The sequence below is a fragment of the Bifidobacterium sp. M0353 genome, from assembly GCF_016100645.1.
Lineage (GTDB): Bacteria > Actinomycetota > Actinomycetes > Actinomycetales > Bifidobacteriaceae > Bombiscardovia > Bombiscardovia choladohabitans.
Genome location: NZ_JACFSB010000003.1, coordinates 105,244 through 130,879 on the forward strand (window position 1 = coordinate 105,244; position 25,636 = coordinate 130,879).

Annotated in this window: 18 protein-coding genes; 10 read left to right on the plus strand and 8 right to left on the minus strand. The window is 60.4% G+C overall.

The features are described from left to right. The first annotated feature begins 166 nt into the window (after window positions 1–166). A complete protein-coding gene (locus tag H3V04_RS08595; protein ID WP_232342660.1) occupies window positions 167–2,902 on the plus strand; it encodes an HAD-IC family P-type ATPase in 2,736 nt (911 codons plus the stop codon). Between the two features lie 59 nt (window positions 2,903–2,961). Then, entirely contained in the window at window positions 2,962–3,390 is a 429-nt protein-coding gene (locus tag H3V04_RS08600) for a nucleoside deaminase (RefSeq protein ID WP_198188164.1), read from the plus strand. A 10-nt stretch (window positions 3,391–3,400) separates the two neighbouring features. Here the strand turns inward: H3V04_RS08600 and H3V04_RS08605 are convergent, their stop codons facing one another. Then, a complete protein-coding gene (locus tag H3V04_RS08605; RefSeq protein ID WP_198184240.1) occupies window positions 3,401–4,228 on the minus strand; it encodes a sulfite exporter TauE/SafE family protein in 828 nt (275 codons plus the stop codon). A gap of 222 nt (window positions 4,229–4,450) precedes the next feature. Here H3V04_RS08605 and H3V04_RS08610 point away from each other — a divergent pair, with 222 nt between their 5' ends. After that, a complete protein-coding gene (locus tag H3V04_RS08610; protein ID WP_045934865.1) occupies window positions 4,451–5,425 on the plus strand; it encodes a ketopantoate reductase family protein in 975 nt (324 codons plus the stop codon). A gap of 176 nt (window positions 5,426–5,601) precedes the next feature. Further along, on the plus strand, window positions 5,602–7,827 hold the full coding sequence (locus H3V04_RS08615; RefSeq protein ID WP_198188168.1) for an alpha-galactosidase: 2,226 nt from the start codon (window positions 5,602–5,604) through the stop codon (window positions 7,825–7,827). A gap of 22 nt (window positions 7,828–7,849) precedes the next feature. Here the strand turns inward: H3V04_RS08615 and H3V04_RS10200 are convergent, their stop codons facing one another. Continuing rightward, window positions 7,850–9,130: an ROK family transcriptional regulator gene (locus H3V04_RS10200; RefSeq protein WP_198188147.1), complete on the minus strand. Its 1,281-nt coding sequence runs from the start codon at window positions 9,128–9,130 to the stop codon at window positions 7,850–7,852. A gap of 207 nt (window positions 9,131–9,337) precedes the next feature. On the opposite strand from H3V04_RS10200, the gene H3V04_RS08625 reads away from it, so the two are divergent. The 6 genes from H3V04_RS08625 to ilvA all read left to right on the plus strand — a co-directional run bounded on the left by H3V04_RS08625 (window position 9,338) and on the right by ilvA (window position 18,600). Continuing rightward, a complete protein-coding gene (locus tag H3V04_RS08625; protein ID WP_198188170.1) occupies window positions 9,338–10,594 on the plus strand; it encodes an ABC transporter substrate-binding protein in 1,257 nt (418 codons plus the stop codon). A gap of 20 nt (window positions 10,595–10,614) precedes the next feature. Beyond that, window positions 10,615–11,553: a carbohydrate ABC transporter permease gene (locus H3V04_RS08630; protein WP_198188172.1), complete on the plus strand. Its 939-nt coding sequence runs from the start codon at window positions 10,615–10,617 to the stop codon at window positions 11,551–11,553. 1 nt (window position 11,554) lies between these two features. Further along, a complete protein-coding gene (locus H3V04_RS08635) occupies window positions 11,555–12,454 on the plus strand; it encodes a carbohydrate ABC transporter permease (protein WP_232342662.1) in 900 nt (299 codons plus the stop codon). An 86-nt stretch (window positions 12,455–12,540) separates the two neighbouring features. Continuing rightward, the gene (locus tag H3V04_RS08640; protein WP_198188149.1) at window positions 12,541–14,451 is read left to right on the plus strand and encodes an alpha-glucosidase; all 1,911 of its coding nucleotides are present in this window, start codon (window positions 12,541–12,543) and stop codon (window positions 14,449–14,451) included. Between the two features lie 162 nt (window positions 14,452–14,613). Continuing rightward, window positions 14,614–17,079, plus strand: a complete 2,466-nt coding sequence (otsB, locus tag H3V04_RS08645; protein ID WP_269748882.1) for a trehalose-phosphatase — start codon at window positions 14,614–14,616, stop codon at window positions 17,077–17,079. A 255-nt stretch (window positions 17,080–17,334) separates the two neighbouring features. After that, window positions 17,335–18,600, plus strand: a complete 1,266-nt coding sequence (ilvA, locus tag H3V04_RS08650; protein ID WP_198188152.1) for a threonine ammonia-lyase — start codon at window positions 17,335–17,337, stop codon at window positions 18,598–18,600. Window positions 18,601–18,860: 260 nt separating this feature from the next. Here the strand turns inward: ilvA and H3V04_RS08655 are convergent, their stop codons facing one another. The 6 genes from H3V04_RS08655 to H3V04_RS08680 form a co-directional block, all read right to left on the minus strand. Beyond that, window positions 18,861–19,532 (minus strand): ATP-binding cassette domain-containing protein, encoded by a 672-nt coding sequence (locus tag H3V04_RS08655; RefSeq protein ID WP_198188154.1) that lies wholly within the window; start codon window positions 19,530–19,532, stop codon window positions 18,861–18,863. Window positions 19,533–19,557: 25 nt separating this feature from the next. Further along, window positions 19,558–21,606 carry a bacteriocin-associated integral membrane family protein gene (locus H3V04_RS08660; protein ID WP_198188155.1) on the minus strand — a complete coding sequence of 683 codons (2,049 nt, stop codon included), beginning with the start codon at window positions 21,604–21,606 and terminating at the stop codon, window positions 19,558–19,560. Window positions 21,607–22,023: 417 nt separating this feature from the next. After that, window positions 22,024–22,329: a hypothetical protein gene (locus H3V04_RS08665; protein WP_198188158.1), complete on the minus strand. Its 306-nt coding sequence runs from the start codon at window positions 22,327–22,329 to the stop codon at window positions 22,024–22,026. A gap of 5 nt (window positions 22,330–22,334) precedes the next feature. Continuing rightward, window positions 22,335–22,526 carry a hypothetical protein gene (locus H3V04_RS08670; protein WP_198188159.1) on the minus strand — a complete coding sequence of 64 codons (192 nt, stop codon included), beginning with the start codon at window positions 22,524–22,526 and terminating at the stop codon, window positions 22,335–22,337. 536 nt (window positions 22,527–23,062) lie between these two features. Continuing rightward, window positions 23,063–23,263: a hypothetical protein gene (locus H3V04_RS08675; protein WP_198188160.1), complete on the minus strand. Its 201-nt coding sequence runs from the start codon at window positions 23,261–23,263 to the stop codon at window positions 23,063–23,065. A 1,083-nt stretch (window positions 23,264–24,346) separates the two neighbouring features. Continuing rightward, window positions 24,347–25,102 (minus strand): Sir2 family NAD-dependent protein deacetylase, encoded by a 756-nt coding sequence (locus H3V04_RS08680; protein ID WP_198188161.1) that lies wholly within the window; start codon window positions 25,100–25,102, stop codon window positions 24,347–24,349. Between the last annotated feature and the right edge of the window lie 534 nt (window positions 25,103–25,636).

Sequence of the window (25,636 nt, forward strand, 5' to 3'; positions counted from 1 at the left end):
TTTTGGACATCCCCCGGTCCAGAAGGAAGATTGCAAGAACGACTGCAGAGGGTCGCATGCGGGGACAAATGACCGATCCGGTTTGGAAAGGCCAGGTTGACCGATGACATCATCCATGACGTCTACAAACATTAAGAATCAGAACGCTGCGGCAGCAGGGGCTGACATGCGTTTCGACGACACCGACTGGCATAGCCTGGAGACCTCGGCTGTGCTGGACACCCTGCACACCGGGGACCAGGGTTTGGATACGCAGGAGAGCGCACGCCGACTGGAGATCTTCGGGCCCAACAGCCTGGCCGAGGCCCAGGCCAAACCCCGTTGGAAGCTCTTCCTGGAGCAGTTCGCCGGCCCCCTGATCGCCGTCCTGATGGTCTGCGGCATCATCACCATTTTTCTGCAGCACTATGTGGACGCTGCGGCCATATTCCTGGTCCTTTTCCTCAATGCCATCATCGGCTATGTGCAGGAGTCCAAGGCCGACAAGGCCGTGGAGGCCCTGACCACCCTGTCCACCCCCACCACACGGGTGGTGCGCCAGGGCCGGATGGAGCAGATTGACGCCGACCAGCTGGTTCCGGGCGATCTGGTCCTCCTGGAGAGCGGCGACCGCATCCCCGCCGACCTGAGGCTGATCGAAGCCCTCCAACTGCGCATTGACGAGGCCATGCTGACGGGCGAGAGCGAGGATGCCAAGAAGAATACGGACCCCGTGGACCGCGATGCAGCCCTGGGCGACAGGCACTGCATGGCCTTCTCAGGCACCATGGTCACCAGTGGCCGTGGACGGGGGCTGGTGGTGGCCACCGGTTCCGACACCGAGCTGGGCGAAATCAACGATCTGGTCCAAGTGGCCAAGGGCCGCACGCCCCTGCAGCGGATCATCCACCGTACCGAGGTGGGCATCGCCGTCGCCGTCATCCTGGTGGCCATCTTCGTCTTCATCGGCGGAGCCATCCTCAATGGCGACGCCACCGGGGCCTTCCTGTCCGCAGTCTCCCTGGTGGTGGCCTCCATGCCCGAGGCCCTGCCCATCGTGCTCACCGTGGCCATGGCCTTGGGTGTCTCGAGGATGGCCGAATACCATGCCATCGTCCGTTCGCTGCCGGCCGTTGAAACCCTGGGCTCCATCACCGTCATCGGCTCGGACAAGACCGGCACGCTGACCCAGAACCGCATGACCGTGGAACAGTTCACCCTGGGTGGCGGCCAGCCGGTCCCCGTCGAGGGTGTGGACCTGGGTGCAGCGGCTGTATCCGGTGACGACCGGATGCGCGGTCTGGCCGCCCTCGCCCGGGCCGGGGCTCTGACCAATGAGGCCCACCGGCAGCCGAATGAACAAGGCGGCATCGAATACAGCGGCGACGCGGTCGATATGGCCATGGCCCGTCTGGCCGACCAGACCGGGGCCGTAACTACCGAAGACCTGGACGCTCCTATCGTCATGGAGACCCCCTACGAGCCGGAGCTGCTCCACTCCATGACCATCCGCCGCAGCCCGGACGGCACCCTGACCCAATATGTCAAGGGCGCCCCTGACGCGGTCATGGCCATGAGCCGAACCATGCTGGACCCGGATGGCCAGGTTGTTCCCCTGGACACCCAGGCCGTCCACAAGTCCTACGAGGCCATGGGTTCCCAGGGGCTACGTGTCATAGGCGTGGCCAGCAGGGTCCTTTCCTCCGACCAGGATCCCGCCTCCCGCCGTCGGCCCGACGACCTGACCTTCCTGGGGCTCGAGGGCATGCTCGACCCGCCTCGTCCCGGCGTGCGCGAGGCCATCGCCGACTGCGCCGGGGCCGGCATCCGTGTGGTCATGATCACCGGCGACCACCCGGTGACCGCAGCCGCCATAGGCCGCCGACTGGGCCTTGAGAATACCGACCAGGCGCTGACCGGCAGCGAGATGATGGAGATGAGCGACGAGGTCCTCCGGGCCCGTCTGCGCGAGACCTCCATCGCCGCCCGCGTCTCCCCCCAGGACAAGCTGCGCATTGTGGAGGCCCTGCAGGATGAGGGCCATGTGGTGGCTGTGACCGGCGACGGCGTCAATGACGCCCCGGCCCTGAAGGCCGCCTCGGTGGGCATCGCCATGGGTCGTTCCGGCACCGACGTGGCCCGCGAGGCAAGCGATGTGGTCCTGACCGACGACAACTTCGTCACCATCACCCAGGCCGTGCGCCAGGGGAGGGTCATCTTCAAGGCCATCCGCGGATCCGCCTACTTCCTCCTGTCCACGGCTGCAGCCGCCATGATCGCCGTCGGGGTCAATGTGATCTCCGAGGAGCCCCTGCTCTTCCTGCCCCTGCAGATGCTCTGGATCAACTTCGTGACCAACGGTGTCCAGGATATTGCCCTGGGATTCGAACCAGGCAACGGGGATGAACTGGAGTCGCCCCCACGTTCGTCTGGAGAGGGCCTGCTCTCGCGGGTGCTCTGGGAGCGACTGGCCGTCTGCGGGCTCTGGATGGCCACCTGCATCCTGGTCCTCTTCCGCCTCAACATCAACGCGGGAATGGATCTGGCCCACGCCCGGACCATCGCCCTGACCCTGCTGGTCCTCTTCAACTTCTTCGTCGCCATGTCGGCCAGGTCCGAGAACAGGTTGATCTTCCAACTCAATCCCTTGGACAACACCTTCCTTCTGGTGGCCTCGTTCGTGGCCTTGGGCATCCATGCGGGGGCCATGTATCTGGCTCCGGTTGCAGGCGTACTGGGCATGGCCCCCTTGAGCGCAAGCCAGTGGCTTATCTGCCTGGTGATTGGGCTGACGGTTCTGATCTTCAGCGAGGGCGACAAGATGGTTCGTGCCTTCCTGGCCAAGCGTGGCATCGACACGTCGGGGCGGCCCAAGGGCCATCTGCACCATGTGCGCCGGCGCATCGCGGGCATGATCAACTGAACCGATCTGTCGGGCTGGACTGTCAGACTGAACCCGTGCAAGAACGGTGGAAGGCGCCCATGGAGGAGGCCCTGCGGCTGGCCGGCATAGCCGGAGACCGGGGGGATGTGCCCGTGGGCGCCCTGGTCTTGGATGCCTCGGACCGGGTCATCGGCCGGGGCTTCAACCAGCGGCAGGCCCTGGGCCGTCCCCTGGCCCACGCCGAGATGGAGGCCATCGGGGAATCCGACGCGGGCTGGGATTTGGCAGGGTGCACCATGGTCGTCACCCTGGAGCCCTGCCCCATGTGTGCAGGAGCCCTGATGGCCTGCCACTTCAGCAGGGTGGTCTTCGGCGCCTGGGACCCCAAGATGGGGGCCTGCGGGTCGGTCTGGGATCTGCCCCGTGACCCGCACACCGGAACGAAGGTCGAGGTGCTGGGCGGTGTGTGCGAACAGGCATGCGCCGGGATCCTTGCCGGCTTCTTCGCCCGGCACCGCCAGGACTGAGTCCCGTTTTTCAGCGGTGGTTGTGATTGGCCCTGTACCGCTGGAAGGCCGGGGTGACCTGGAGGGCCGCCCAGATGCAGCGCAGGACGATCAGGCAGAGGTAGGCGGCGAACAGGTTTGCGCCCACTCGCGCGCTGACCCCTGAGGCCGCCCAGGTGCCCACCGGCGTGGTCAGAGCGGCCACGATTCCCAGAAGCAGCCCCTGACCGGCGTGAACCAGGTGGTGGCGCAGGTTGGTGAACGTTCCCGACAATGAACTGGGCAGAATGGCCAGCAGGGAGGTCCCCCTGGCGATCAGGTCGCTGGCGCCCAGCAGGGCCAGGGCCGGTACTGCAATGGCTCCGCCCCCAACGCCCAGCAACCCTGACAGGGTTCCGATCAGGACGCCGACCAGCAGAATGATCAGGGCCACCGCCGGACTCAGCCGGATGCTGCTCTCCCTGGAGGGCGTGGACAGCAACTGCTGGGCAATGACTGCCATCAGGAAGCCCACGTAGAGCCACCTGAGTATCACCTCAGGAAGCCGGTCCAGCAGCCAGGTGCCGATCTGCGCCCCAATGACCGTGCCCACGGCCAGCAGCAGGGCCGCCAGCCAGTCCACATGCCCTCCCAGGGCGTAGGAGGCCACGCCGGCCAGCGACATGGGAATCATGGAGGCCAGTGAGGTGGCCGAGGCCTGCCGTTGCTGCAGCCCGGTCCACACCAGGGCCGGTACGATGATCGATCCGCCGCCGATGCCGAACATCCCCGACAGGAATCCGCTGATCACGCCCACCAGGACCAGGATGGCCAGGGTCCGCCGGTCCATCCTTCCGGCTCCGCTCTGCTCTTTCTGCATGGGTTCCAGCCTAGGTCGACGTCTTCATCGGGATGGCAGGATGTCCGCGTATGCGGCCAAGTCCTCCAAGGTGCAGGAATCCGGGCATATTCCAGCCCTTATGTCCACCATGCGACCGTTGCCTCGGTTCCCTTCTGCCGTCTCGGCATACTGCTTGGTATCCCCCGGGCCGGTCCCCGGAGGTGCGTCGTCTGATCAAGAGAACAAAGAGGGTGTGTTTCGATGCGTTATACGGTCATCGGTGCCGGAGCCATGGGCTATCGTCTGGGCGTGCTGCTTCAGGAGCAGGCCGGCCTGCAGGTGGATTTCGTGGATACCTGGATGCCCAATATCGACAAGGTTCATGACCAGGGGGGCGTCTACGTCTCCCGCGATCATGAGAATCGGCATTTGGTGCCCGTCAACATTTACACCCCCGAGGACTACAAGGGCGACCCCGACGTCTGGATCGTCATGCTCAAGCAGATGCAGCTGGAGGCTGTCCTGGAGCGTTGCGCACCGCTCTTCCGCGACCATCAGGTGGTCTTCTCGGCCATGAACGGCTGGGGGCACTTCGACAAGCTGCTCAAGTACTTCCCCAAGGAGCGCATCTACGGCGGCACGGCCATGATCGGCACTGTCCTCAACGGGCCCGGCGACGTGGACTTCATCGGTAAGTCCGGGGCCGGTTCCATGCACCTGTGCGCCATGACCGAGGAGACCACCGACCTGGAGCGCCGGATGGCCGAGGACTTCAAGGCCGCCAACCTCAACCCCATCCTGACCGAGAACTTCGAGGGCACCTGCCTGGCCAAGATCATCTTCAACTCGGTGGTCAACACCATCTGCACCATGTATCAGATCACCATGGGCCAGTTCATCTCCTACCCGGGCGCCAAGGATATGTCCCGCCAGCTGATCGACGAGGCTTATGACGCCTGCGAGCGGGCCGGCAAGCAGCTGATTCAGACACGTCAGGAGACCCTGGACGAGGTGGATTACGTCAGCCGCGTGGGCAACCCGCTCCACTACCCCTCCATGTACCAGGACATGTCCAAGGGCCGTCCGACCGAGGTGGATTACATCAACGGCTACCTGGCGCGCCTGGGCCGCGAGCATGACTACGTCTGCCGGACCCAGGAGTTCCTCACCCACGGCGTCCATCTGGCCGAGCTGGCCTTCCGCGTCCATCATGAGGAGCAGGCCGACCAGGGGTGATGTGAACGGCCGCTGAGTGGATTTCCATGAATTACTTTCCCAAGTAAGAAAAACACGCCCTTCCAGACAAGTTAGCCGCGGGTCCCTAGCATGGAGCCTGATTCATCAGTGTCGGCGACCGGCATCGCCGGGCTTATGGCGGAGGTGTCATGGAGGATCATCGCGGCGGCTCAAGGATGGGGTCCTATCAGAGTAAATTAAATCGGGGGGTTTCCCTCAGGTTGGTTTACATGGAGCAGTCCGGGCTGTCCCTTGCTGTCCTCTTCCCAGGGAAAGGTCTGCCGAGGATTGTTCACTGGGGCGATCCGGTGGCCGATCCGCAGGCCCTTCTGGGAACCTACGATGCCCTGGCCCCGCAGCGGATCTCGGGAGGCCTGGACCTGACGGCTTGGCCCAGCATCCTCCCGACCCAGTCCGAGGCTTGGACCGGACAGCGCCGACTGTGTGTCAGTCGTGGCGGTGTTGAGGTCTTTTGCTGCTTCCAGGTGGAATCAGTCGATCTGGGTACAGCTCCGGTCCTGTCCGATGACTTGACTGCACCGACTTTGACGGTCCGGGCTTGCGACCGGGATCAGGGCGTGGCACTGACCTGGCGTTGCCAGGTGCTGTCGTCCGGTCTGGTCAGGCAGCGTGCGGACCTGTTCAACATGGATGCAGTCAAAGATTTGGACGTCAACGGCTTGGAGCTGGCTTTTCCTTTGCCGGCTGAGGCGACCGAGATTCTGACCACCACCGGTCACCACCTGCGCGAGCGCAGTCCGCAGCGCCAGCCCTTGACCGTAGGCCGTCTGGAGCGTCCAAGCCTGGTGGGTCGGCCGGATTTTGATTCCTCCCTGCTCATGTGTGCTGGTCGACCCGGGTTCGGATTCGAGCATGATGAGGTATACGCGGTCCACTTGGGCTGGAGCGGCAATGGTCTGCTCAGCGCCGAGCGGATTCCTCCGGCTCCCGCCTTGTTGGGCGGCGGTGAGATTCTGATGGCCGGGGAGATCGCGCTTCCTCCTGCTGGCGGTCATTCCGACCAGCCGGCGTATTCCACGCCCTGGCTCTACGGTTCCCGGGGCAAGGGGCTGGACCAGGCTGCCAATAGGTATCATGCTTTCCTCCGGTCCCTGCATCCTGGGTTGGCCTCACGTCCCAGGCCCGTCACCCTGAACACCTGGGAGGCGGTCTACTTCGACCAGTCCTATGACAAGCTGGCTGCCCTGGCCGAGCAGGCGGCCCGTATAGGCGTGGAGCGCTTTGTCGTTGATGACGGATGGTTCCAGGGCAGGCGTTCGGATGAGGCCGGGCTGGGGGACTGGTCCATCGATCGGCAGGTATGGCCCGAGGGGCCTAAGAGCCTGGAAGCCCTGGCCGCTAGGGTGCATCAGCTGGGAATGGAATTCGGCCTCTGGTTCGAACCCGAGATGATCAGTCCGGACTCAAACGTCTTCCGCGATCATCCTGACTGGGCCCTGTCCCCGGGGTCTTCCCGGCTGCCTGTCGAAGGCCGCAACCAGCAGGTCATGGATCTGACCAATCCCGATGCCTATGCCCATGTGTTCGATGCCATGGACTCGCTCATTGCGCTTATGGGCATCGACTACATCAAATGGGACCATAATCGTTATGTGACCGAGGCCTGCTCGCCCCGGTCAGGACGTCCTGCCGTGCATGCGCAGACCGAGGCGGTCTATGGAATCATGCGTGACCTGAAAACCAGGCATCCCGGCTTGGAGATTGAGTCCTGCGCTTCAGGGGGCGCCCGCATCGATTTGGGCGTATTGCAATATGCCGACAGGGTCTGGGTCTCGGACTGCGTTGATCCGGTCGAGCGGGCCGACATCCAGAGGTACACATCCCTGCTGGTGCCGCCGGAGATGATGGGTGAGCATGTGGGTGATTCCCCGTCTCATACCACAGGCCGCGCCACCTCGCTCGGTCTGCGTGCGGCCATGGCTTTCTTCGGACATATGGGCGTGGAGTGGAACCTGCTCGCTGTACCCCAGGATCAGCTGGATGAGCTGGGGCGGTGGATCGATCTGTATAAGCAGTGGCGGCGGATGCTGCACACCGGGCATGTAGTCCACGGCGACGCACCGGACCCGGCAGTCCGCTTGGATGGGGTGGTCTCTGCTGACGGCTCTCAGGCGCTCTACCGCTTCACCCAGTTGACCTCTTCGGTCAATTACCCTCCGCAGCCCCTGGCGCTACCCGGCCTTGATCCCGGTGCTGATTACCGGGTCAGGCCCTTGGATGTCTGCTGTGACCTGGATCGGATCGGCAACGGGCAAAGCCCTCTGACCTGGTGGCGTCCCCAAGGCGTGGTCCTCCCGGGTGCGGCCTTGGGCGCTCAGGGAATCCGGCCGCCGGTCATCCACCCGGCGGAGGCAGTGATCTTTGAAGCGAGCCGTAGCTGAATCCGTCCAGTCGTTTCCCGATTCATTCGGGCTTATCCGCCTCTTCGGGACCCTGCAGGTACCGGGCGATTGCTCTGGCCGCGGGGGCTTGGGCCCAGCGGAGCCAGTCGCCGTCAATGATTTTCACGGGGACCTCGACCATCTGGCTGTGGCGGAATGAGGCTGTGCCCTTGCGTACGGATTCGATGCACCTCTTCATCAAATATGAAGTCTCCCCGCCCACCAGAACCTTGTCGGGGAGGGCCACGTTGGCCACCAGGGCGATCAGCACCCCTAGCCGATAGCCGGTCAGATTGAGCAGGGTCTCCGCCTGCGGCATGTCCTCCTCCAGGTCTTTGACCAACTTGTCAAAGCCGGCAGCCTGTCCGATGGCATGCGAGTACTGTTCAGCCAGGGAACCTGTAGTCAGGCACTGGGCGCAGCCGCGATGGCCCAAATAGCAGACCGGCCCATCCGGATCCACCAGCTGATGGCCAATCAGCCCAAAACCCTCATCCGGCGAGGAGACGGGCACGCCGTGCTCGCTTAAGGCATAGCCAATGCCGGATCCCATGGTGATCAGAGCGAATCGGTCCAGCCCGATGCCCTCGCCAAACCATCCTTCGTACAGGGCCAGGGCATCGAGGTCATTGAAGACCAGACAGGGCAGATTACATGTTTTCTCCATCTCACCCGCAAGGTCGACGGGTTCGCTCCAATGCAGGAAGGGGGCGTAGGTGACGACCCTGTCTCGCTCCGCCCGTCCGCCCAGGCAGATGGCCAGGCCGGAAGGGCTGGGCAGCCCGGCCTGGCTGATCTCGCGCACGCAATCCTGAGTAAGGTCTGACAGCATCCTTACGACCTGGCCCGGGCTCCGTTGCCGAATGTGATGACTGTGGGACCGGCCGACGGGTCGGCAGGCCAGGTCCGTCGCCGTGGCCAGCGCGGTGCCACCGTGAAGGTTTATGCCGATGAAGGTCTTGGCTTCCCGGCGGATGACCAGGGCCTGCTGCGGTCTTCCTACGCTACCGGGACCATGCTTGCGGCCATCCTGTCTTCCTGGTTCGTCTGCCTGCGGTAGAGTGCCGGCTTCCCTGATGACCCCGCGGTGTGTCAGATCGTTGGTGATGCGCGATACGGCACCCTGGGTCAGGTTGAATCGCCGCGCCAGAGCCACTCTGGAGATCGGGCCGTGCTGGAGGATTTCAACGGCGATGCGGTGGGTGTATTCGGAGGCTGTGAACCAGGATGGGAACAGCCGTGCCTCTCCTGAGCGGTCGGCGGTCTCGTGGTGGTTGGGTCTCTGGTTGTCTCTGTCGGCCACGGCGCCTCCTTACGGACAAACCCCATACACTGAACAGCCTATCCTAATTACTTTCTTAACGAAAGGAACTCGCCGGGACTGGGAATGAAATATCCCGGCCCCTTATGCTGGTCCGCAGAAGCATCTAGGTCATTGCTGCCCGTGCGGATGGTAAAGGAGCCAAATATGAAGGATATCGGCAGTAGGGAAGGATTCGGGCTTGGTCGAATGACGACCTGGATTCGCAACGGAGTCGCCTCACTCCTGGCTCTGTTGACCATCGTGGCCATGGCGGGCTGTGGCTCGGCAGGTTCAGGCGTGGTCACCCTGGACTTCTTCCAGTTCAAGTTCGAGGCTGCGGACCAATTCAAGGCCATGGTGGCACGGTTTGAGAAGCAGAACCCTGACATCCGGGTGAACATCAACAATTCGGCCGACGCCCAGACGGATCTGCGCACTCGTCTGGTTAAAAACCGGGTGCCCGACGTCATCACCTTCAACGGTGACATCAGCTTCGGCATGTTCGCGGCATCCGGGGTCTTCCATGATTTCACTGACGATCCCCTGGTCAAGGAGCTCAATCCGGGCATGGTGTCGATAGCCAGGAATCTGGTCCAGACCAAGGATCCTTCGGCCAAGCGCCTGTATGGTCTGCCCTTTGCCGGCAACGCCAGCGGGTACATATACAACAAGACGCTTTGGCGAAAGGCGGGGGTCGACCCTGACAATCCGCCGCGTACCTGGTCGGAGTTCACGGCAGTCATGGACAGGTTCAGGGATCAGGGCATCGAACCTGTGCAGGGCACTCTCTCAGATTCCTGGACCGCCCAGGCTCCCTTGGCGTCTCTGGCAGGGACCCTGGTCCCTGAGAGCAGGTACAGGGATCTTCTGGCTGGAAAAACCGATTTCAAGACCCTGTGGACACAGCCGGCTCGGCGCGAGGTCGAGCTCTTCAGCCATTCCACCGGTGACAAGGGCGTCACCTACCAGCAGGGCACTCAGAATATGGCCAAGGGCAAGGTGGCGATCCTGCCCCTGGGAACATACGCCATACCGCAGATCAGGATGATCGATCCGGATGTGGACCTCGGATTCGCCCAGATGCCGGCCAATGATTCCCCCTCTCAGCAGATACTGACGGCTGGCGACGACGTCATGCTGACCATGGGCGCCAACACCAGGCATCCCAAGGAGGCCATGCGGCTGATCCGTTATCTGATGCAGCCCCGGCAGCTGCGCACGTATGCAAAGGCCCAGACGGCCTTCACGCCGACCAGAAAGGTGGAGGCAGGCGATCCGGCCCTGAACGGGGTTCTTCCCTTCTTCCAACAGAACCGCTTGGCCGACTTCTGCGACCATTACATCCCCTCTTCCATCAATATCGGCGGCTATCTGCAGACCATGGTCACCAAGGGGGATGTGGATGGCTTCATCGGTTCCATGCAGAACGAATGGGACAAGGTCCAAGCAAGGAACTTCCAATGATGAAAGGTCAGGACTCAGACATGGCACAATCCAAGACCGTCGGCGTCCACACTGCTGACGTAACAGCCAAGGCCAGAAAGCGGCCTTCAAGGTTCTCCAATCGCAAGGTGGACCGCGCCTTCTACTGGATGGCGGTCCCCGCCGCTCTGATTTTTGCGCTCTTCCTCTATGTGCCCTTCCTCCAGGGTGTGGCCTACTCCTTTACGAATTCCCAGGGATACGGGCGTTTCTCATGGATCGGCTTCAAGAATTACGGCGCCCTCTTCCGTGATGGCCGCGTGGGCCACGCCTACCTGTTCACTCTGTTGATCGCCATCCTGATCACCCTGTTGGTCAATTTCATCGCCCTGTTCATCTCGGTGGCGCTGAATGGAAAGATCGCCTTCAAGAACGGGTTCCGGGTCATCTATTTCATCCCCTACACGCTCTCGGTTCTGGTCATCGGCTATGTCTTCAAATACATCTTCATGACGCCCCTGCCGGCTCTAGGCAAGGCCCTGGGCATCGGCTGGCTCTCCCAGTCCCTGCTGACCAGCGAGCACTATGCATGGATCCCCATCGTCTTCCTCTCGGTCTGGCAGGCGGTGGCTTATTCAACCCTGATATATCTGGCGGGTCTACAGACCATCGACTCAGAGGTCTATGAGGCCGCATCCATCGATGGCGCCAACGAGTGGCAGAAATTCTGGAGGGTCACCTTCCCCCTGATTGGCCCGTTCTTCACCATCAATCTGGTGTTGACTCTGAAGAATGCCTTCAACACCTTCGATCAGGTGGTGGCCCTGACCGCAGGGGGACCAGATTCCAAGACCGAAACAGTCACCTACCTCATCTACAAGGGCGGCCTTACCGGAGGCGAGTACGCCTACCAGACAGCGAACGCGGTCATGTTCTTCATCGTCCTGGCCGTGATTGCGTTCATCCAGCTGGGCATTTCCAGAAGAGGGGAGAAGATCTGAGATGGCACAGACAGCGCTTATGCAGCCTCAGACATCGGCACAATCAGCAGGAAGAGGGGGAAGGCGGCATCGGGGATTCCCGGGATCACGCCTCAAGAGGGTCAACTGGTGGCTGACGGCCACCGTGGCTGTCCTCTCCCTGACGATTCTTGTGCCGCTCTACTTCACCGTGGTCACGGCTCTGAAGACCCCTGCGGAAGCCGGAACCTTCAGTCTGCCCTCTTCCTGGCAGTGGCACAATTTCGTCGATGCCTGGAACAAGGTCAACTATCCCAAGGCCGCGCTGAATTCGGCCATCGTCACGGTCTGCGCAGTGGCACTCACCCTGCTGACCAACACCTTCGTGGCCTATGCCGTGGCCAGGAATATGGACAAGCGCTTCTTCCGCTTCCTCTACTACTTCTTCATCGCGGCCATGTTCGTCCCCTTCCCTGTGGTCATGCTTCCAATCGCCAAGCAGTTCGGCAGCTGGCACCTGGACAACGTGCCCGGTCTGATCCTGCTCTACGTGGTGTTGGGCCTGGGCACCAACCTCTTCATCGCCACGGGGTTCATCCGATCCATCCCTACTGCTCTTGAGGAGGCCGCCCGCCTGGACGGCGCAGGTACCTGGAGGATATTCTGGACCATTATCTTCCCTCTGATGGGTCCGATCAATGCGACCATCGCCATCACCACGGCTCTCTGGGCCTGGAACGATTTCCTCATGCCGTTGATCGTTTTGACGGATCAGACCAGCCAGACCATCCCTCTGGCGCAGTATGTCTTCAGCTCCCAGTTCGCCACCAACTATCCGATGGCCTTCTCCAGCTACCTGATGGCTCTGGCGCCCATCCTGATCGTCTACTTGTTCGCACAGAAGTGGGTCATCAGCGGCGTTATGAGAGGAGCTGTCAAGTAGCCCGCCAGGACAGGCGGTCAGGGCAGCCTATAGTGGAGGTCACAGAACAAGGAAGTCCCAGGAATCCAATCTTCGTGAGGAGGACCATGACCCAGAAAGAACGCATGCAGCTGCCCGATCGGGTACGGACCAACGGAGCCACCCCCAATCCCTGGTGGGCCAACGCGGTGGTCTACCAGATCTATCCACGGTCCTTCCAGGACACCAACGGCGACGGCTACGGCGACCTGCCGGGCATCACCCAACGGCTGGACTACCTGGCCGACCTGGGCGTGGACGTGATCTGGCTGAGCCCGGTCTACAAGTCCCCCCAGGACGACAACGGTTATGACATCGCCGATTACCAGGACATCGACCCCATCTTCGGCACCATGGACGATATGGACGAGCTTCTGGACCATGCCCACCGTCGGGGGATCAAGGTGGTCATGGACCTGGTGGTCAACCACACCTCGGACGAACACGCCTGGTTCCAGGCCTCCCGCAACAGGGAGGACCCGCACGCCGACTGGTACTGGTGGCGTCCCGCCAAGGCCGGCCACGAACCCGGCACCCCGGGCGCAGAGCCCAACCAATGGGGGTCCTACTTCGGAGGCTCCGCCTGGCAGTACGATCCGCAGCGCGGCGAATACTACCTGCACCTGTTCTCCAGGAAGCAGCCCGACCTCAACTGGGAGAACCCCCAGGTCCGGCAGGCCGTCTTCGACATGATGAACTGGTGGATGGACCGGGGTATCGACGGGTTCCGCATGGATGTGATCGTCATGATTTCCAAGACCGTCGACTCCGAGGGGCGTCTGCCTGGCGAGGATGGATCGGCCATCGCAGACGGTCCTGTAGGACCCGAGGGATACTCGTCCTCGGTGCCCTTCTGCGTGGACGGCCCCAGGCTGGACGAATTCCTCAGACAGATGCGCAGCCAGGTCTTCCAAGGTCGGCAGGGCTACCTGACCGTGGGGGAGGCTCCCAGCCTGGCACCTGCGCGCAGCGGGCAGATCACCGACCCCGCCAGCCACGAGCTGGACATGCTCTTCCTCTTCACCCAGACCGAGGTTGACACGGGGAACAGCAAGTGGGACATCCGCCCCTTCCAGGTCTCCCGGCTCAAGGCGGCCATGGACGAGCAGCAGCAGGCTGTGGCCAAGGCCGGATGGGCCAGCCTCTACTTCGACAACCACGACCAGCCCAGGATCGTCTCCCGCTGGGGCGACACCTCCAGTGAGGAGCTGCGCTCGCGTTCGGCCAAGGCCCTGGGGCTCCTTTTGCACATGCACCGGGGGACCCCCTACATCTATCAGGGCGAGGAGCTGGGCATGACCAACGCCGGCTTCACCATCCTGAATCAATACCAGGATCTGGAGTCCATCAACCTCTACCACCAGCGGGTCGACCAGGCGCACGAGCAGGATCCGGAGTCCATGATGGCCGCCCTGGCCTATATGAGCCGCGACAATGCCCGTACCCCCATGCAGTGGGATTCCACCAGGTTCGCCGGCTTCACGGCTCCGTACGCCCCCAAGCAGCCCTGGCTGGCCGTCAACCCCAATAGGGACAAGGTCAATGCCAAGACTGAGCAGCGTGATCCGGATTCGGTCCTGGCCTTCTACCGGGAGCTGATCCGCCTGCGGCACACCAATCCGGTCGTGGCGGCCGGTGACTTCACCCTTCTGGATCCGGATGCGGACCAGATCTACTCATTCACCCGTTCCCTGGACCAGGCACCGGAACCCAAGTCGGGACCCGAAGCTGACAGCGTTCTGGACGCCCTGCCCTGCCAGCGCCTGCTGGTTGTGGTCAACCTGAGCAGCCGCCCGGCCTCACTGCCGCCTGAAACCGCAGCGCTTCTGGGCCTGGACCAGACCGGGTTCACCTCCATGGCCCTTGGAGCGGTGGACCCCGACCGGATCCTCATATCCACCTACCGGCCCGAGCAGACTGCCAGCTCCTTGCTGACCGGCCGCCTGTCCCCCTGGGAGGGTTTCGTCTACCGACTCTGAGGAAAACCCCGCCGTCGGCACGTTTTCCCGGCTAGAGTGGAAGTCAGCGATGCCCTGATGGGCCTGTACGGACCGGTTGGGTCCCCGGGTCCCGGGGCTATGGGTCCGCGCCGTGGTCAATCCCGACGATTCCGGCGCGGACGGGAAAAGAAAGCGGGTTGCATGTCTCGTCTGATCATCGTCTCCAACCGTTTGCCCATGTCACTACAGGCACGGGATGACGGCTCCTACACCTTGCGGCAGAACGTGGGCGGACTGGCCACAGCCATCGGCCCCTACCACCGTTCCCATAAGGACAGCCTCTGGATCGGCTGGAGCGGCATCGATCCTCAGAAGTACTCGGAAAAGGAGCTGGCCGGCATCCGGCAGGCCTACCGGGAGAGCCGGTGCATACCTATCTTCCTGAGCAAGGAGGAGCTGAACGGATACTACGCCGGCTTCTCCAACAACACCCTCTGGCCGCTCTTCCATGACTTCTCGCATGAGGCCGTCTTCCGCCAGGAGGACTGGGAGATGTACCGCAAGGTCAACATGCGTTTCGCACAGGTGGTGGAGCCGCTCATCCGCAAGGGCGACACCATCTGGGTCCAGGATTACCACCTGATGCTCCTGCCCAAGATGCTGCGCGAACGCTATCCTGACGCCTCCATCGGCTGGTTCCTGCACGTGCCCTTCCCCAGCGCCGAGATCTTCCGCTCCCTGCCCTGGAGCCGCGAAATACTGGAGGGCGTCCTGGGCGCCAACCTGATCGGCTTCCATACCGTGGACTTCTCCGCCAGCTTCCTGGCCTCGCTGCACAGGCTGCTGCCCGAACTGCCGGTCAACCAGGACGGCGTGGTCGAGATGCCTGACGGCCACAGAGCAGCCATCGATGCCTTCCCCATCGGCATCGATTACAACCTCTACCGGCGTACCGCCCACTCCAGCCTGGCCCGGGCCATGCGGCGAGGGATCGACGAGGTCTGCGGCAAGTCCCCCCGTCATCGCTATCGCACATCGGTGACGGCTGAAGGGGTGGCGGCCAACGAAGCCGCCGCATCGGATGCCAACTGGTGGAGCCACTACATGAAGGAGGACATCCCCGAGTCCACGCTGGCCAAGCAGGCGGCCTCCTCGGTGGGCAGCCGGTCCAACAAGGTCATCGTCTCGGTGGATCGTCTGGACTACACCAAGGGTCTGCCCGAGCGGCTTCAGGCCTTCGGCCGCATGCTGGACAAGTACCCTGAGTGGGTGGGCCATGTCACCTACTACCTGCTGGCCACCCCCTCGCGGGAGGTCGTCGAGTCCTATCAGCGGCTCAAGGCCCAGGTGGACCAGCTGGTGGGCGAAATCAACGGCCGCTACTCCCTGCTGGCTTGGACCCCCATCCACTACATCACCCGCTCCCTGTCCATCAAGCCTGTCTGCGGCATCTACACGGCCGGCGATGTAGCCCTGGTCACCCCCCTGCGTGACGGGATGAACCTCGTGGCCAAGGAATACCTGGCCTGCCATGACGGACGCGACGGCACCCTGGTCCTGTCGGACATGTGCGGGGCGGCCGACGAGCTGACCGATGCCTTCATCGTCAATCCCTACGACATCGACATGGTCTGCGAGGCCCTGCACAACGCCCTGGAGATCACCCCTGAGGAGTCCAAGCGGCGCAATATCCGCATGCAGGCCCGGCTCAAGGTGCGCACTGCAGCCAACTGGTGCACCTCATTCCTCGACTCCCTGCGGCAGGTGTCCGCTCCGGGTATGACAGACAGGAGGCTGCGTATGGATCACCACAACGCCATCGTTCGTCAGTGGGACGGCGCTCATCGTCGTCTGGTCCTGTGCGACTATGACGGGACACTGACCCCGCTGGTTCGCCGTCCTGAGCGGGCCAAGCCCACCCAGGCCCTCCGCCGTCTGCTGACCCAGGTGGGGAGCAACCCCGATGTGGACTTCCTGCTGGTCTCCGGCCGCAGCCATCAGATCATGCAGGATTGGTTCGGCGACCTGCCGGTGGGGCTGATTGCCGAGCATGGCGCCTGGAACCGCAACCTGCCCGGCAGCGACTCGGAGGAGTGGCAGCGGGCGAAAGGCCTGCCCGACTCCGATACCTGGCAGAAGGTGATCCGGCCCATCATGGATGAATCGGCCACCAGGGTTCCTCAGTCCTTCGTGGAGAGCAAGTCGGATGCGGTGGCCTGGCACTACCGGATGAGCGATGCCCAGGTGGCCGACCAGGAGCGCCAGGATCTGCTCCGTCGTCTGCGCGGAGTAGTGGTCGGCCTGGGGCTGATGATCATGGAAAATTCCAAGGTCGTCGAAGTCACCCCTGTGGCCACCAGTAAGGGCCAGGCCATCCTGCCCTTCGTCAACAGCGGCGACTACGACTTCATAATGGCCCTGGGCGACGATGAAACGGACGAGACCATGTTCGCCGTCATGCCTGACAAGGGTTGGACCATCAAGGTCGGGCCCGGCCAGACCAAGGCCCGGCTGCGGGTCAACGATCCGACCGCGGTCACTCTGCTGCTGGCCGACCTGGGTGCCGGTGTGGCCCGTGACGCTAATGAGCCTGTGGCCTCCCACGACTTCCGCGACGACCATACCGTGGTCGACGAGGCGCATGCCCAGCTCACTGACGACAAGTAAGGCAGGCGACCACTGCCATCACCGGTGACCCCAGCCATCACCGGTGACTGTTCGTGAAGTCCGTCAAGTTCACGGGCGGGCTGGTGGCTGGCTTGGTTATCGGCCTGGTTGTTTCAGGTCTGCTCTCATGCTTGTCCGGTCTTCGGGTGCCCAGACGTCCGATTGCCCGCAGGTTTTGGTTTTTCGATAAGTTTGGGTGTCCACCATGTTGACGGCTGACCCCATTGGTCGGGTCCGGCCGACCATACTTGGAGCATGGATACTTCAACAATCACCGCCTGTCTTCAGGCCGATCACGCCGCTGATCTGCGCAAAGCCGCCCAACGTCTGGAAGGTGTGGCCCGTCACACCCTTATCGAGCAATCCGATGACCTGGGTGCTCGGATTGGCCATCGCGTTCTGCTCAAGCCGGAGAATCTGCAGCTGACCGGATCCTTCAAGATTCGCGGAGCCTACAACAAGGTGGCCTCGCTGAATCAGGACGAACTGGACCGCGGCATCGTCACCGCTTCCGCTGGCAATCATGCCCAGGGGGTGGCTTTTGCCGCACGCAGCCGTGGCGCGAAGGCCACCATCGTCATGCCCCGGATCACGCCGCCCCTCAAGGTCGATGCCACTCGGGCCTATGGTGCCGAGGTTGTCCTGCAGGGCGAGGTCTTCGACGAAAGTTCCGATTACGCCTTGGGTCTGGCACGCGATCGCGGCATGACCTTCGTTCCACCCTTTGACGACTACGAGGTCGTCTGTGGTCAGGGGACCATCGCCATGGAGATTCTTCAGGACGTACCCGATGTCACCGATATCGTGGTTCCCCTGGGTGGGGGCGGGCTGGGTGCTGGCGTTGCGCTCGCCATAAAGACCTTCAAGCCAGACGTCAGAGTCATTGGAGCCACCCCAGTCGGATCTCCGGCCTGGCGTGAATCCCTGACAGCTGGTCATGTGGTCTCAGCGGATCAGATGCGTACGGCCGCCGAGGGCGTGGCCGTCAGGCGTCCCGGCGATCTGAACTACGCCCTGCTCAGCCGCTATATGGATGATCTGGTCCAGGTAACCGAAAGCGACATCTCCGAGATGATCCTATTCATGCTGGAGAAGCACAAACTGGTGGTCGAAGCAGCTGGCGCCGTCTCTCTTGCTGCGCTGGGCCAGTTGGATCTGCAGTCCGAGGTCTTCCGGTCGGCCCCGGGGCCGCATGTGATCGTCCCCATCATCTCGGGCGGCAACATCGACACGGTCACCATGGGTGCGGTCATCCAGCGGGGAATGATTTCCCGCGGACGCATCATGCAGTTCGGCGTGGAGTTGCCCGACGTACCTGGCCAGCTGGTCAAGGTGGCTACGGTCCTGGCCGACCTGCGTGCCAATGTGATCGAGCTCAACCACGATCAGTTCAAATCCTCCGGCCACTATGACAACGGCGTGCTCTTGGAAGTGACTGTGGAGACCAACGGCCCCGATCACATCACCCAGATCCTGGATACCTTGCGCAGTCGAGGCTTCCAGGTCCATCAGAACTACTGAGCACTATGTCCCGATTGGATCCGGTGCCTGTGCCTGGCATCCGATGTTCGGGGACAATGATGGACAATGATCATCGCCGAGAGAACAGTCGGAATCGCCGACGCCTTTGCTGGGCTTGGCTGATGGGACTTGCTGGTTCTTAAAGGGCCATTCTATGGCGATTCTTGTGCTGGCTTGCGTCTTATCACAGGCGGAGTCCCTTCCCCGGAGTCGCCACGGTCTGCGGGTGGAGGACGTGAGTGTAGGAGGACGTGGGTATATCAGCCTATTTCGATGATTGTCGTACAGATTTGCTTTATTTCCTCATTGTGTGTTGAGATGATGACGGCAGCGCCTTGTTGGGCAAGTTCGCACAGTATGCGTATTACGACGTTGGCGTTGTCCTGATCCAGCGCAGAGGTCGGTTCGTCTGCAAGAATGACATTCGGCTGTTTGAGCAGGAGCCTAGCGAGGGCGATTCTCTGTTGTTCCCCGCCCGATAGGGTGTAAATCTTTTTCTTCTGTGAGCCATTCATCCCGACGATGTCAAGTACTCTGCCGATTTGTTCGTCCCGTTCCTTGCGATGCTCGCGCTTCTTCATTTTGAGGGGAATCTGCAGGTTATGCGACACGTTCCACTGTTCGACAAGACCATAGTTCTGGAATAGAAATCCTATGTTTTCGCGAAGGCACACTCGCTGCCCCTTCCTGCTCTTATGTAAATAACCGGAGCGGAATGTCTCTTCGTTGTAAGTGACCGATCCTTCATTGAAGTCCTCCAACAAGCCGATGCAGTTGAGCAGGGTCGTCTTGCCTGCACCGGACGGCCCGCTCACTGCGATTATGGAACCAGGACCAGCGTCGAAGGACAGTCTCGACCATAAGGTGTGTTCCGCAAATTTCTTGGTAAGTCCTTCGACCTTCAATGTCGGCTGCCTGCCTGCGTCTGTCATATGCATCTCCCTCCGCACCGTGGATTCACGGGCGTTTAATGTCGTCAGCACGGAACCTTGATTCGTATACCGATACGGTAATGGCCATGATGAGGCTGGATACAGCGAAGAGCAGTGTTCCAGCCACCAGATCCGTAACCTTGTTCATCGAGCCGATAATGCCGACTGCCATGAGGGTCAGCAGCATCCCAATATTCTGCATGATAAGAAAGCTTCCATGTCTTCTGAAAAACCCGTATCCATGGATGAATTGGACGAAGGAGAGCCTGCGTCGTCTTGCGCAATACGCGGCCGAGCACACAAGGATGGCCATCATGGCAGCGGCCAGACCGAACGATATGGCTATAATGTCCCCGCGTTGCTCGTTCCTGGATAATGACAACGTATACGCCACCGAGTCTTTGGCGTTGTCAATACCCTGGAAGTATCCGGAGATTCCATAATGGTCCAGCTTGCTTTGCAGGAGTTCCGGATCGGAGAACAATACACTATCGCTTGATGTGTATGACAGGTATACCATGGGGCTGATCAACCCTGACGATGGGAATGTGACGGCTACCACTGGATCTTTCAAAGACAGCTTCTGCTGATCTTCCGCAGGCATGAACTGCGTTCCCGAGAAGAGGGATATATCTTGGTCCGAACGTGTGCGGACCAGGACGCCGTGAGGGTTGCAGGAATATGGTTTCTGTTTCCGGGTAACACCCAGTTGGCACTGTGTCTTGAAATATTCGGCATATTTCTTCAACAAGGCTCCGGGGTCCCCTTTATATGATGAAGGCACCAGGAGTGTGAAAGCCCCGATCTCTTTTCCAACCACCCTGACCGGTTTCCCATCAAGTCCGGCAATGGGTTGTTTGTCAAGATAGTTCGGGCTCACTATCATCGAATCGGATCCGTTCGGTTCGTAAGGATCATCGTAATAATCGGAGCCAAATTTATTATACCCGACCAACATCGCCTTCCCTCTGCTGCCAAGATCCTCGATCACTTTCATCAGGTGAGGCGCTGCCCGGAGCTCATCCTCCTGTGTGATGTTGATTGACAACCTCAGGACATATTGATCCGAGATGCGAGACCATTGTGCCAAGGACCGGCTGGTGCTCTGTATTGCGCTGATTCTATTCAGAGACCCGCTGATGGTGCCAAAGAGAACAGCCACCACCATGAACTGGGCAAAACCCGCGATGATGCCATCACGGAGTTCGTTACCCTCTCCGTTGAGAACGGCGGGTATTCGATTGCGGAATGTACTGGCACCGCCTAAAACCAACGTTAGGAAGACAAGATATGCTGTCAATACAGCCACGGCGATAAACAGCCCTCGAAGGAGTCGCCAAATCTGGTGGAAGTTATTGATAAGCCAGAGGAAAGGCAATCCCACCAAGGCAATCGTCATCAATCCCACGACGAGCGTGGCGAGCAGTGAAACCAGCTCGCCGACGAGTATCCTTACGCTGGTATAACCGTGCATCGCCTTGATCGCATGTATCTTCCTGTTCCTGGACAGGGAATACGCGGTGGAAACCACCAACGTGATGGCGATGATGGCGACTCCCGCCCAAAGGCCACCCCTCCCTAACGCATATATCGTCGCACCTATCCAGAGGCCTCGTGACCATAGGCTTTGTGATTCGTCAACCACTATCCGGGAACGTGACAAAGCCTTGGCGAGCTGTTCCATATGCGACCTATCCGCATTGGTCGCATAGCTTCCGCGCAAGTCCTGGGTTGTAATCTCTTTATAAGAAACTACTTTCGTTGACTGGTCACGCGTTGAAAAGGAAGGATAATCGTACCCTCCATTTCGTTGAAAAGACTTCTGGTCACCCACAAAGGCGACGAGAACACGAGAATTCATTGAGTCGCGAAATGAAGGTTGGATCTTGAAGACATTGATCCCCAAAGTTTTTGAAGCTTGAGCAATCGCACGCACAGCATCCGCCTTCGTCGCGGTATCAACCCTCTCGACGGTGAAAGAGGTACCAGTACCCGCAGGAAGCTCCTGATCGATAGTGATAAGCATCTCGAACGTCACCACCATGGTGAGAATCAGGGAAGCCCAAATCGTCAACCGTTCAATCCAATGAATTCGCAAATCACCTCACCCACCCAAAACAAAAAGAAGTCCTGCCGGCATATGCCCTCACCGCATCACCGGTGATGCAGTACAGGAACCATTACAGCCGACAAGGCAGGAGCTGCCATTGATGAAGCAACAACTTTCCCGAACTTCCCCATAGTCTTCTCCTTTGAAAGCAAATATGAGGTGAAAAACCTTCTATTTCTGGTTATCCTACTCCATAAATACAGCTAAACCCATTCCGGCCTCTCACGCATTGAGACCGCTCTTATGCCACCGGTACCGATGTGGAATCCGAACCGGTACGATGACGCTGACCATTCCTGGAACAATACCCTTGCCGGAGTTCGAACAACACACCCAAGACCAGTCTGCCTGGCCACACCCACACCACGAGCATGGGATGTTTTAGTGGATGCAGTGCGGAATCATGCAGAGAATGCCTCTGCTGATGACACTGGCGGGGATAGTGGCGGTCAGCCAGCTGCGGATCTGCTGCCGGTCGAGCCGGTCGCCCATCCGTCCGATCTGCTCGCCCTGCAGCCTGAAGACCCGCTCGTTCACGTGCTGCTGCCCATCGTGCATCTTCCTGAGCTGTGTTTCGTTCCTGCTGGCCGGTTGCTCCACGCTCTTCTCGAACGCCTGGCAGCCAGAGAGGATGACCTTCCTTGAGGCCTCGTTCTGCCTGTCGCCTGGGTCCTCTGATCGCTGCAAGCTGGTCAGCAGCATCTGGTTGGCTGTTCCGTCGTGGAGGTTATCGCCTCCAACTGCTCCTTGAGGTTCAACTGGCTGCTGGAGGTGAGCTGTATCTGCGCGCTCCGGTAGTTCCTGAGCTCCTCGAGCACCTGCCTCGTCTCGCGCAGTCGTGCGCTCAGGTCCTCCTCGTTGCCCTGGTTCGGGTTCTCGTCCATGTCTCCTCGTTTCGTTCAGCAGCGATTGCAGTTCCCCGACCACGCTCTTAATCTGTTCGCGCAGCTTCTCGATGAGCGTCTCCCCAATGACCGCGAAGCGAAGTTATCCACCGTCAAAATCTAAAATCAAAAATTCAAGTTTTCTAGTACAGTTATATAGGAGACCCCACGTTAGCCTTACTGCGAGTGAGGCTAACGTGGGTTTTGCTGCATTCAAAGTCCCTCAAACCCTTCTTCCGTACTGTGCTTGGTGCTATATGAGAACTCGGTGCGAACCTGACCATCACTGCAGCACAACCAATGTCCGCCAACTCATAACACGCTGCCTGGTATTACACATTGATAATCGGGTCGTTTTATAGGCTCCTTGTGTTTTAAGACAATGACATCCGGAAGCAGATCAATCTCAGCAACGGTAAGATTAAATCCCTTTATCTTTTCCTGCCCGCTTCTGGATGAAGTCCGCCAGGACGGAGCGAACCAGCGCCGAAGAGGTATGCGGTTCTCCTCCCGAGCGATGCGGGTCAGAGCGGCCTTCATGGTCGCGTGACTTTCACGCGTAGTTCCACGTTGGCGGGTCGGTGCTCCTCTTCGCGGGGCCGGCCGGCGAAGATGCCCATCAAATCCTTATCCGTCAGGGCCGGAGCACCGGGATCCCTGTACACCGCAGTCCCCGGCGCGGGCTTCAGCTCGCCCCGGTCAGCCATTGCATCAAGCTCCTCGCTTGTATAGCTCACCTGCGTTTTCCTTTCTTTTTATCGGGAGACCGCCATCCCCAGGCCAAACAGTTGGGTATGGCGGGTCATTCAGCAAACCGCCATCATCTGCGATGTAGCAAATGCCTCCACCTGTCGGTGACGGGGATGGCGTGGAATGCATGCAGAAAGCCGTCCGCACGCCTCGCCACAATCATCTCCATAGCGTATAGAGCGAGCCTCCTTCACGCCTGAAACCGAACCAGCCAGACCACGGTGACCACGCATGAGGACATTCCAGGATATTCGGCACTCCCCGGCTTGATTGTCTACGGTCAGAGGAAGTTACGCCCTGCCTGGTGCGTCATGATGGCCCAGCTAGTTCGCCGGATGCGGTCACCATTAAGCGGCCATTTCTTTTCCCGATGAATTTGGACTCGTGATCATGTCTTTCAGGCGAGTTTGAGCTCGGCTAATACACGTTTAATCTACTTGCTGACTATCTGAGAGCCAGATTCTATGTCGGAAGCGTCGGAGCTCTGTTTGGGCAAGGCGTTTTAGGCTTATGGCTCTACTAAAAGTATGCTATCGGGCATGAAGAGGCTCCGCTGGGGTGTATGGCTGGAAGCCAGTGGGGTGCCCGCTGATCATTGTGGCGTGGCTATGGGTGTTTTGGAGCAAAGAATCGACTCTGTCGGTGCTGCGAATAGATGGGGAGATGGGACGGGGGCGAGTTGGATGCAGAGGGGCGGGGGGAGCGCGGTTATTCCTGTTCCAATTTCATGGGCCCTATTGGTATCCGGTCCCAGTCCTCGTCGGTGCTGATAAGGGCATGTCCAGGGCATTAGAGCTTTGCTCGGGCGGGAAGACTTCGGCTTCCGGAGTCGATTAGCTGTCCTTCTTCTGGGGCAGGGGTTCGCTACCTGATGCAGAGTATCCGCCTGTTAGGGGTGCCGGTGTTCCAAAACGACGCTGACAGGGGACCGGTACAGGCGGAGCCCGCCTGTGGTGGGACGGAAGACGGCGCAAGGATTGCCATAGCGGACCCCGCAGGTTCTTGCAGGACCCATCAGAAATCTGCAGATTGCAGAGCGGTTCCAGCAATTGCGCGGGGCAGTCAGCGAATCAACCCTGTCCGGCGATGGTTTTGTCGACGAGTTTGGGCAGTGCTTCTTCGATGGGTTCGTGGATGAGTCGGGTTGCCAGAGAATCATACTGGGTTGAACCCATGTTCATGATGGTGATTGGCACACCTGCTTGGGCTGCCACCGGCACCAGTGAGGCCGCCGGATACACCTCCAAGGTGGAACCGATCACCCAGAATTGATCAGCCTGGCTGGCTAGCCTCATGCTCTTTTCCATGGCTCCCTCGGGCAGGGCCTGACCGAAGTAGACCACATCAGTCTTGATGATGCCATTGCATGGCATGTCGCCCTGGTAAGGCATGGGCTTGTGGCAGTGTGGATCGGGCTCCTGATCAAGCTTGGCCATGATGTCGGCAGTCCGATATGCCTGGCCGCACTTCATGCAATGGGAGCTGCCGATGGTTCCGTGAAGGTTGACGATGATGTCCTCGGAGTTGCCGGCTTTCTCGTGGAGGGCATCGAAGTTCTGCGTAGCCAGCAGGTTCAGCATGCCTGCCTGCTCCAGCCTGGCCAGTGCCTTGTGGGCTACTCCGGGCTGGGCCTTCCAGACAGGCGACTCCTTCTGCCACCGCCATGAATACTCCCGCTGCTTCTTGTCGCTCATGAACAGGTCCAGGTCATAGACATTCATCTGATCGGGATGCTTGGTCCAAACCCCGTCAGGCCCGCGAAAATCCGGTATGCCGGCTGAGGTCGAGATGCCCGCCCCGGTCAGTACTGCAATTGTTGTGCTCATACACCCGTCTTACCATCCGTCAACAGAATCCATGACTCGCAGACCAACATAGTGCGCGAACATACATCTATATCAACATTCATATTCGTAGGCTGTGGATGACTGGCGGTCGAGAACGGAAGGTGAACTCCGCATTGGATACAGCCGACTATGAGCAGAGTTCAAAAGGACTATGAAGGGACTAAGCCGACACGCCAATGGCGCTGGGACCCGATCGTCACTTTGTGAATAAAATGTGTGCATGAAGCCGTGGCGGTGCGCTGAAGTCCAATCTTCGCGACGTCTAAAGTTAAAAAGGGACATGCAACGACACGCCGTCTGAGGGCTTGTTATAGCTTGTTTTGAGGGTCTTTTCGGAGGGGCCGAGTTGCGTTTTGGTCGGCTCGTGGTAAGTTTATCTCTTGCTGCTCAACACGGCGGTTCTTCTTCCGGGAGGAAGCTGAACGGCTTGTTGGTGTGGTGGTGGTTTGAGAACTCAAGAGCGTGTTTGTGCTACTTATAGCTTTTTGATTGCCAGTCCGATGCCCGCCCGGC

Bases quoted from the DNA above. Each gene is read 5' to 3' on its own strand.
- H3V04_RS08595 (WP_232342660.1), top strand. From the start codon at position 167: ATGCGTTTCGACGACACCGACTGGCATAGCCTGGAGACCTCGGCTGTG.
- H3V04_RS08600 (WP_198188164.1), top strand. From the start codon at position 2,962: ATGGAGGAGGCCCTGCGGCTGGCCGGCATAGCCGGAGACCGGGGGGAT.
- H3V04_RS08605 (WP_198184240.1), bottom strand. From the start codon at position 4,228: ATGCAGAAAGAGCAGAGCGGAGCCGGAAGGATGGACCGGCGGACCCTG.
- H3V04_RS08610 (WP_045934865.1), top strand. From the start codon at position 4,451: ATGCGTTATACGGTCATCGGTGCCGGAGCCATGGGCTATCGTCTGGGC.
- H3V04_RS08615 (WP_198188168.1), top strand. From the start codon at position 5,602: ATGGGGTCCTATCAGAGTAAATTAAATCGGGGGGTTTCCCTCAGGTTG.
- H3V04_RS08625 (WP_198188170.1), top strand. From the start codon at position 9,338: ATGACGACCTGGATTCGCAACGGAGTCGCCTCACTCCTGGCTCTGTTG.
- H3V04_RS08630 (WP_198188172.1), top strand. From the start codon at position 10,615: ATGGCACAATCCAAGACCGTCGGCGTCCACACTGCTGACGTAACAGCC.
- H3V04_RS08635 (WP_232342662.1), top strand. From the start codon at position 11,555: ATGGCACAGACAGCGCTTATGCAGCCTCAGACATCGGCACAATCAGCA.
- H3V04_RS08640 (WP_198188149.1), top strand. From the start codon at position 12,541: ATGACCCAGAAAGAACGCATGCAGCTGCCCGATCGGGTACGGACCAAC.
- otsB (WP_269748882.1), top strand. From the start codon at position 14,614: ATGTCTCGTCTGATCATCGTCTCCAACCGTTTGCCCATGTCACTACAG.
- ilvA (WP_198188152.1), top strand. From the start codon at position 17,335: ATGGATACTTCAACAATCACCGCCTGTCTTCAGGCCGATCACGCCGCT.
- H3V04_RS08655 (WP_198188154.1), bottom strand. From the start codon at position 19,532: ATGACAGACGCAGGCAGGCAGCCGACATTGAAGGTCGAAGGACTTACC.
- H3V04_RS08670 (WP_198188159.1), bottom strand. From the start codon at position 22,526: ATGGACGAGAACCCGAACCAGGGCAACGAGGAGGACCTGAGCGCACGA.
- H3V04_RS08680 (WP_198188161.1), bottom strand. From the start codon at position 25,102: ATGAGCACAACAATTGCAGTACTGACCGGGGCGGGCATCTCGACCTCA.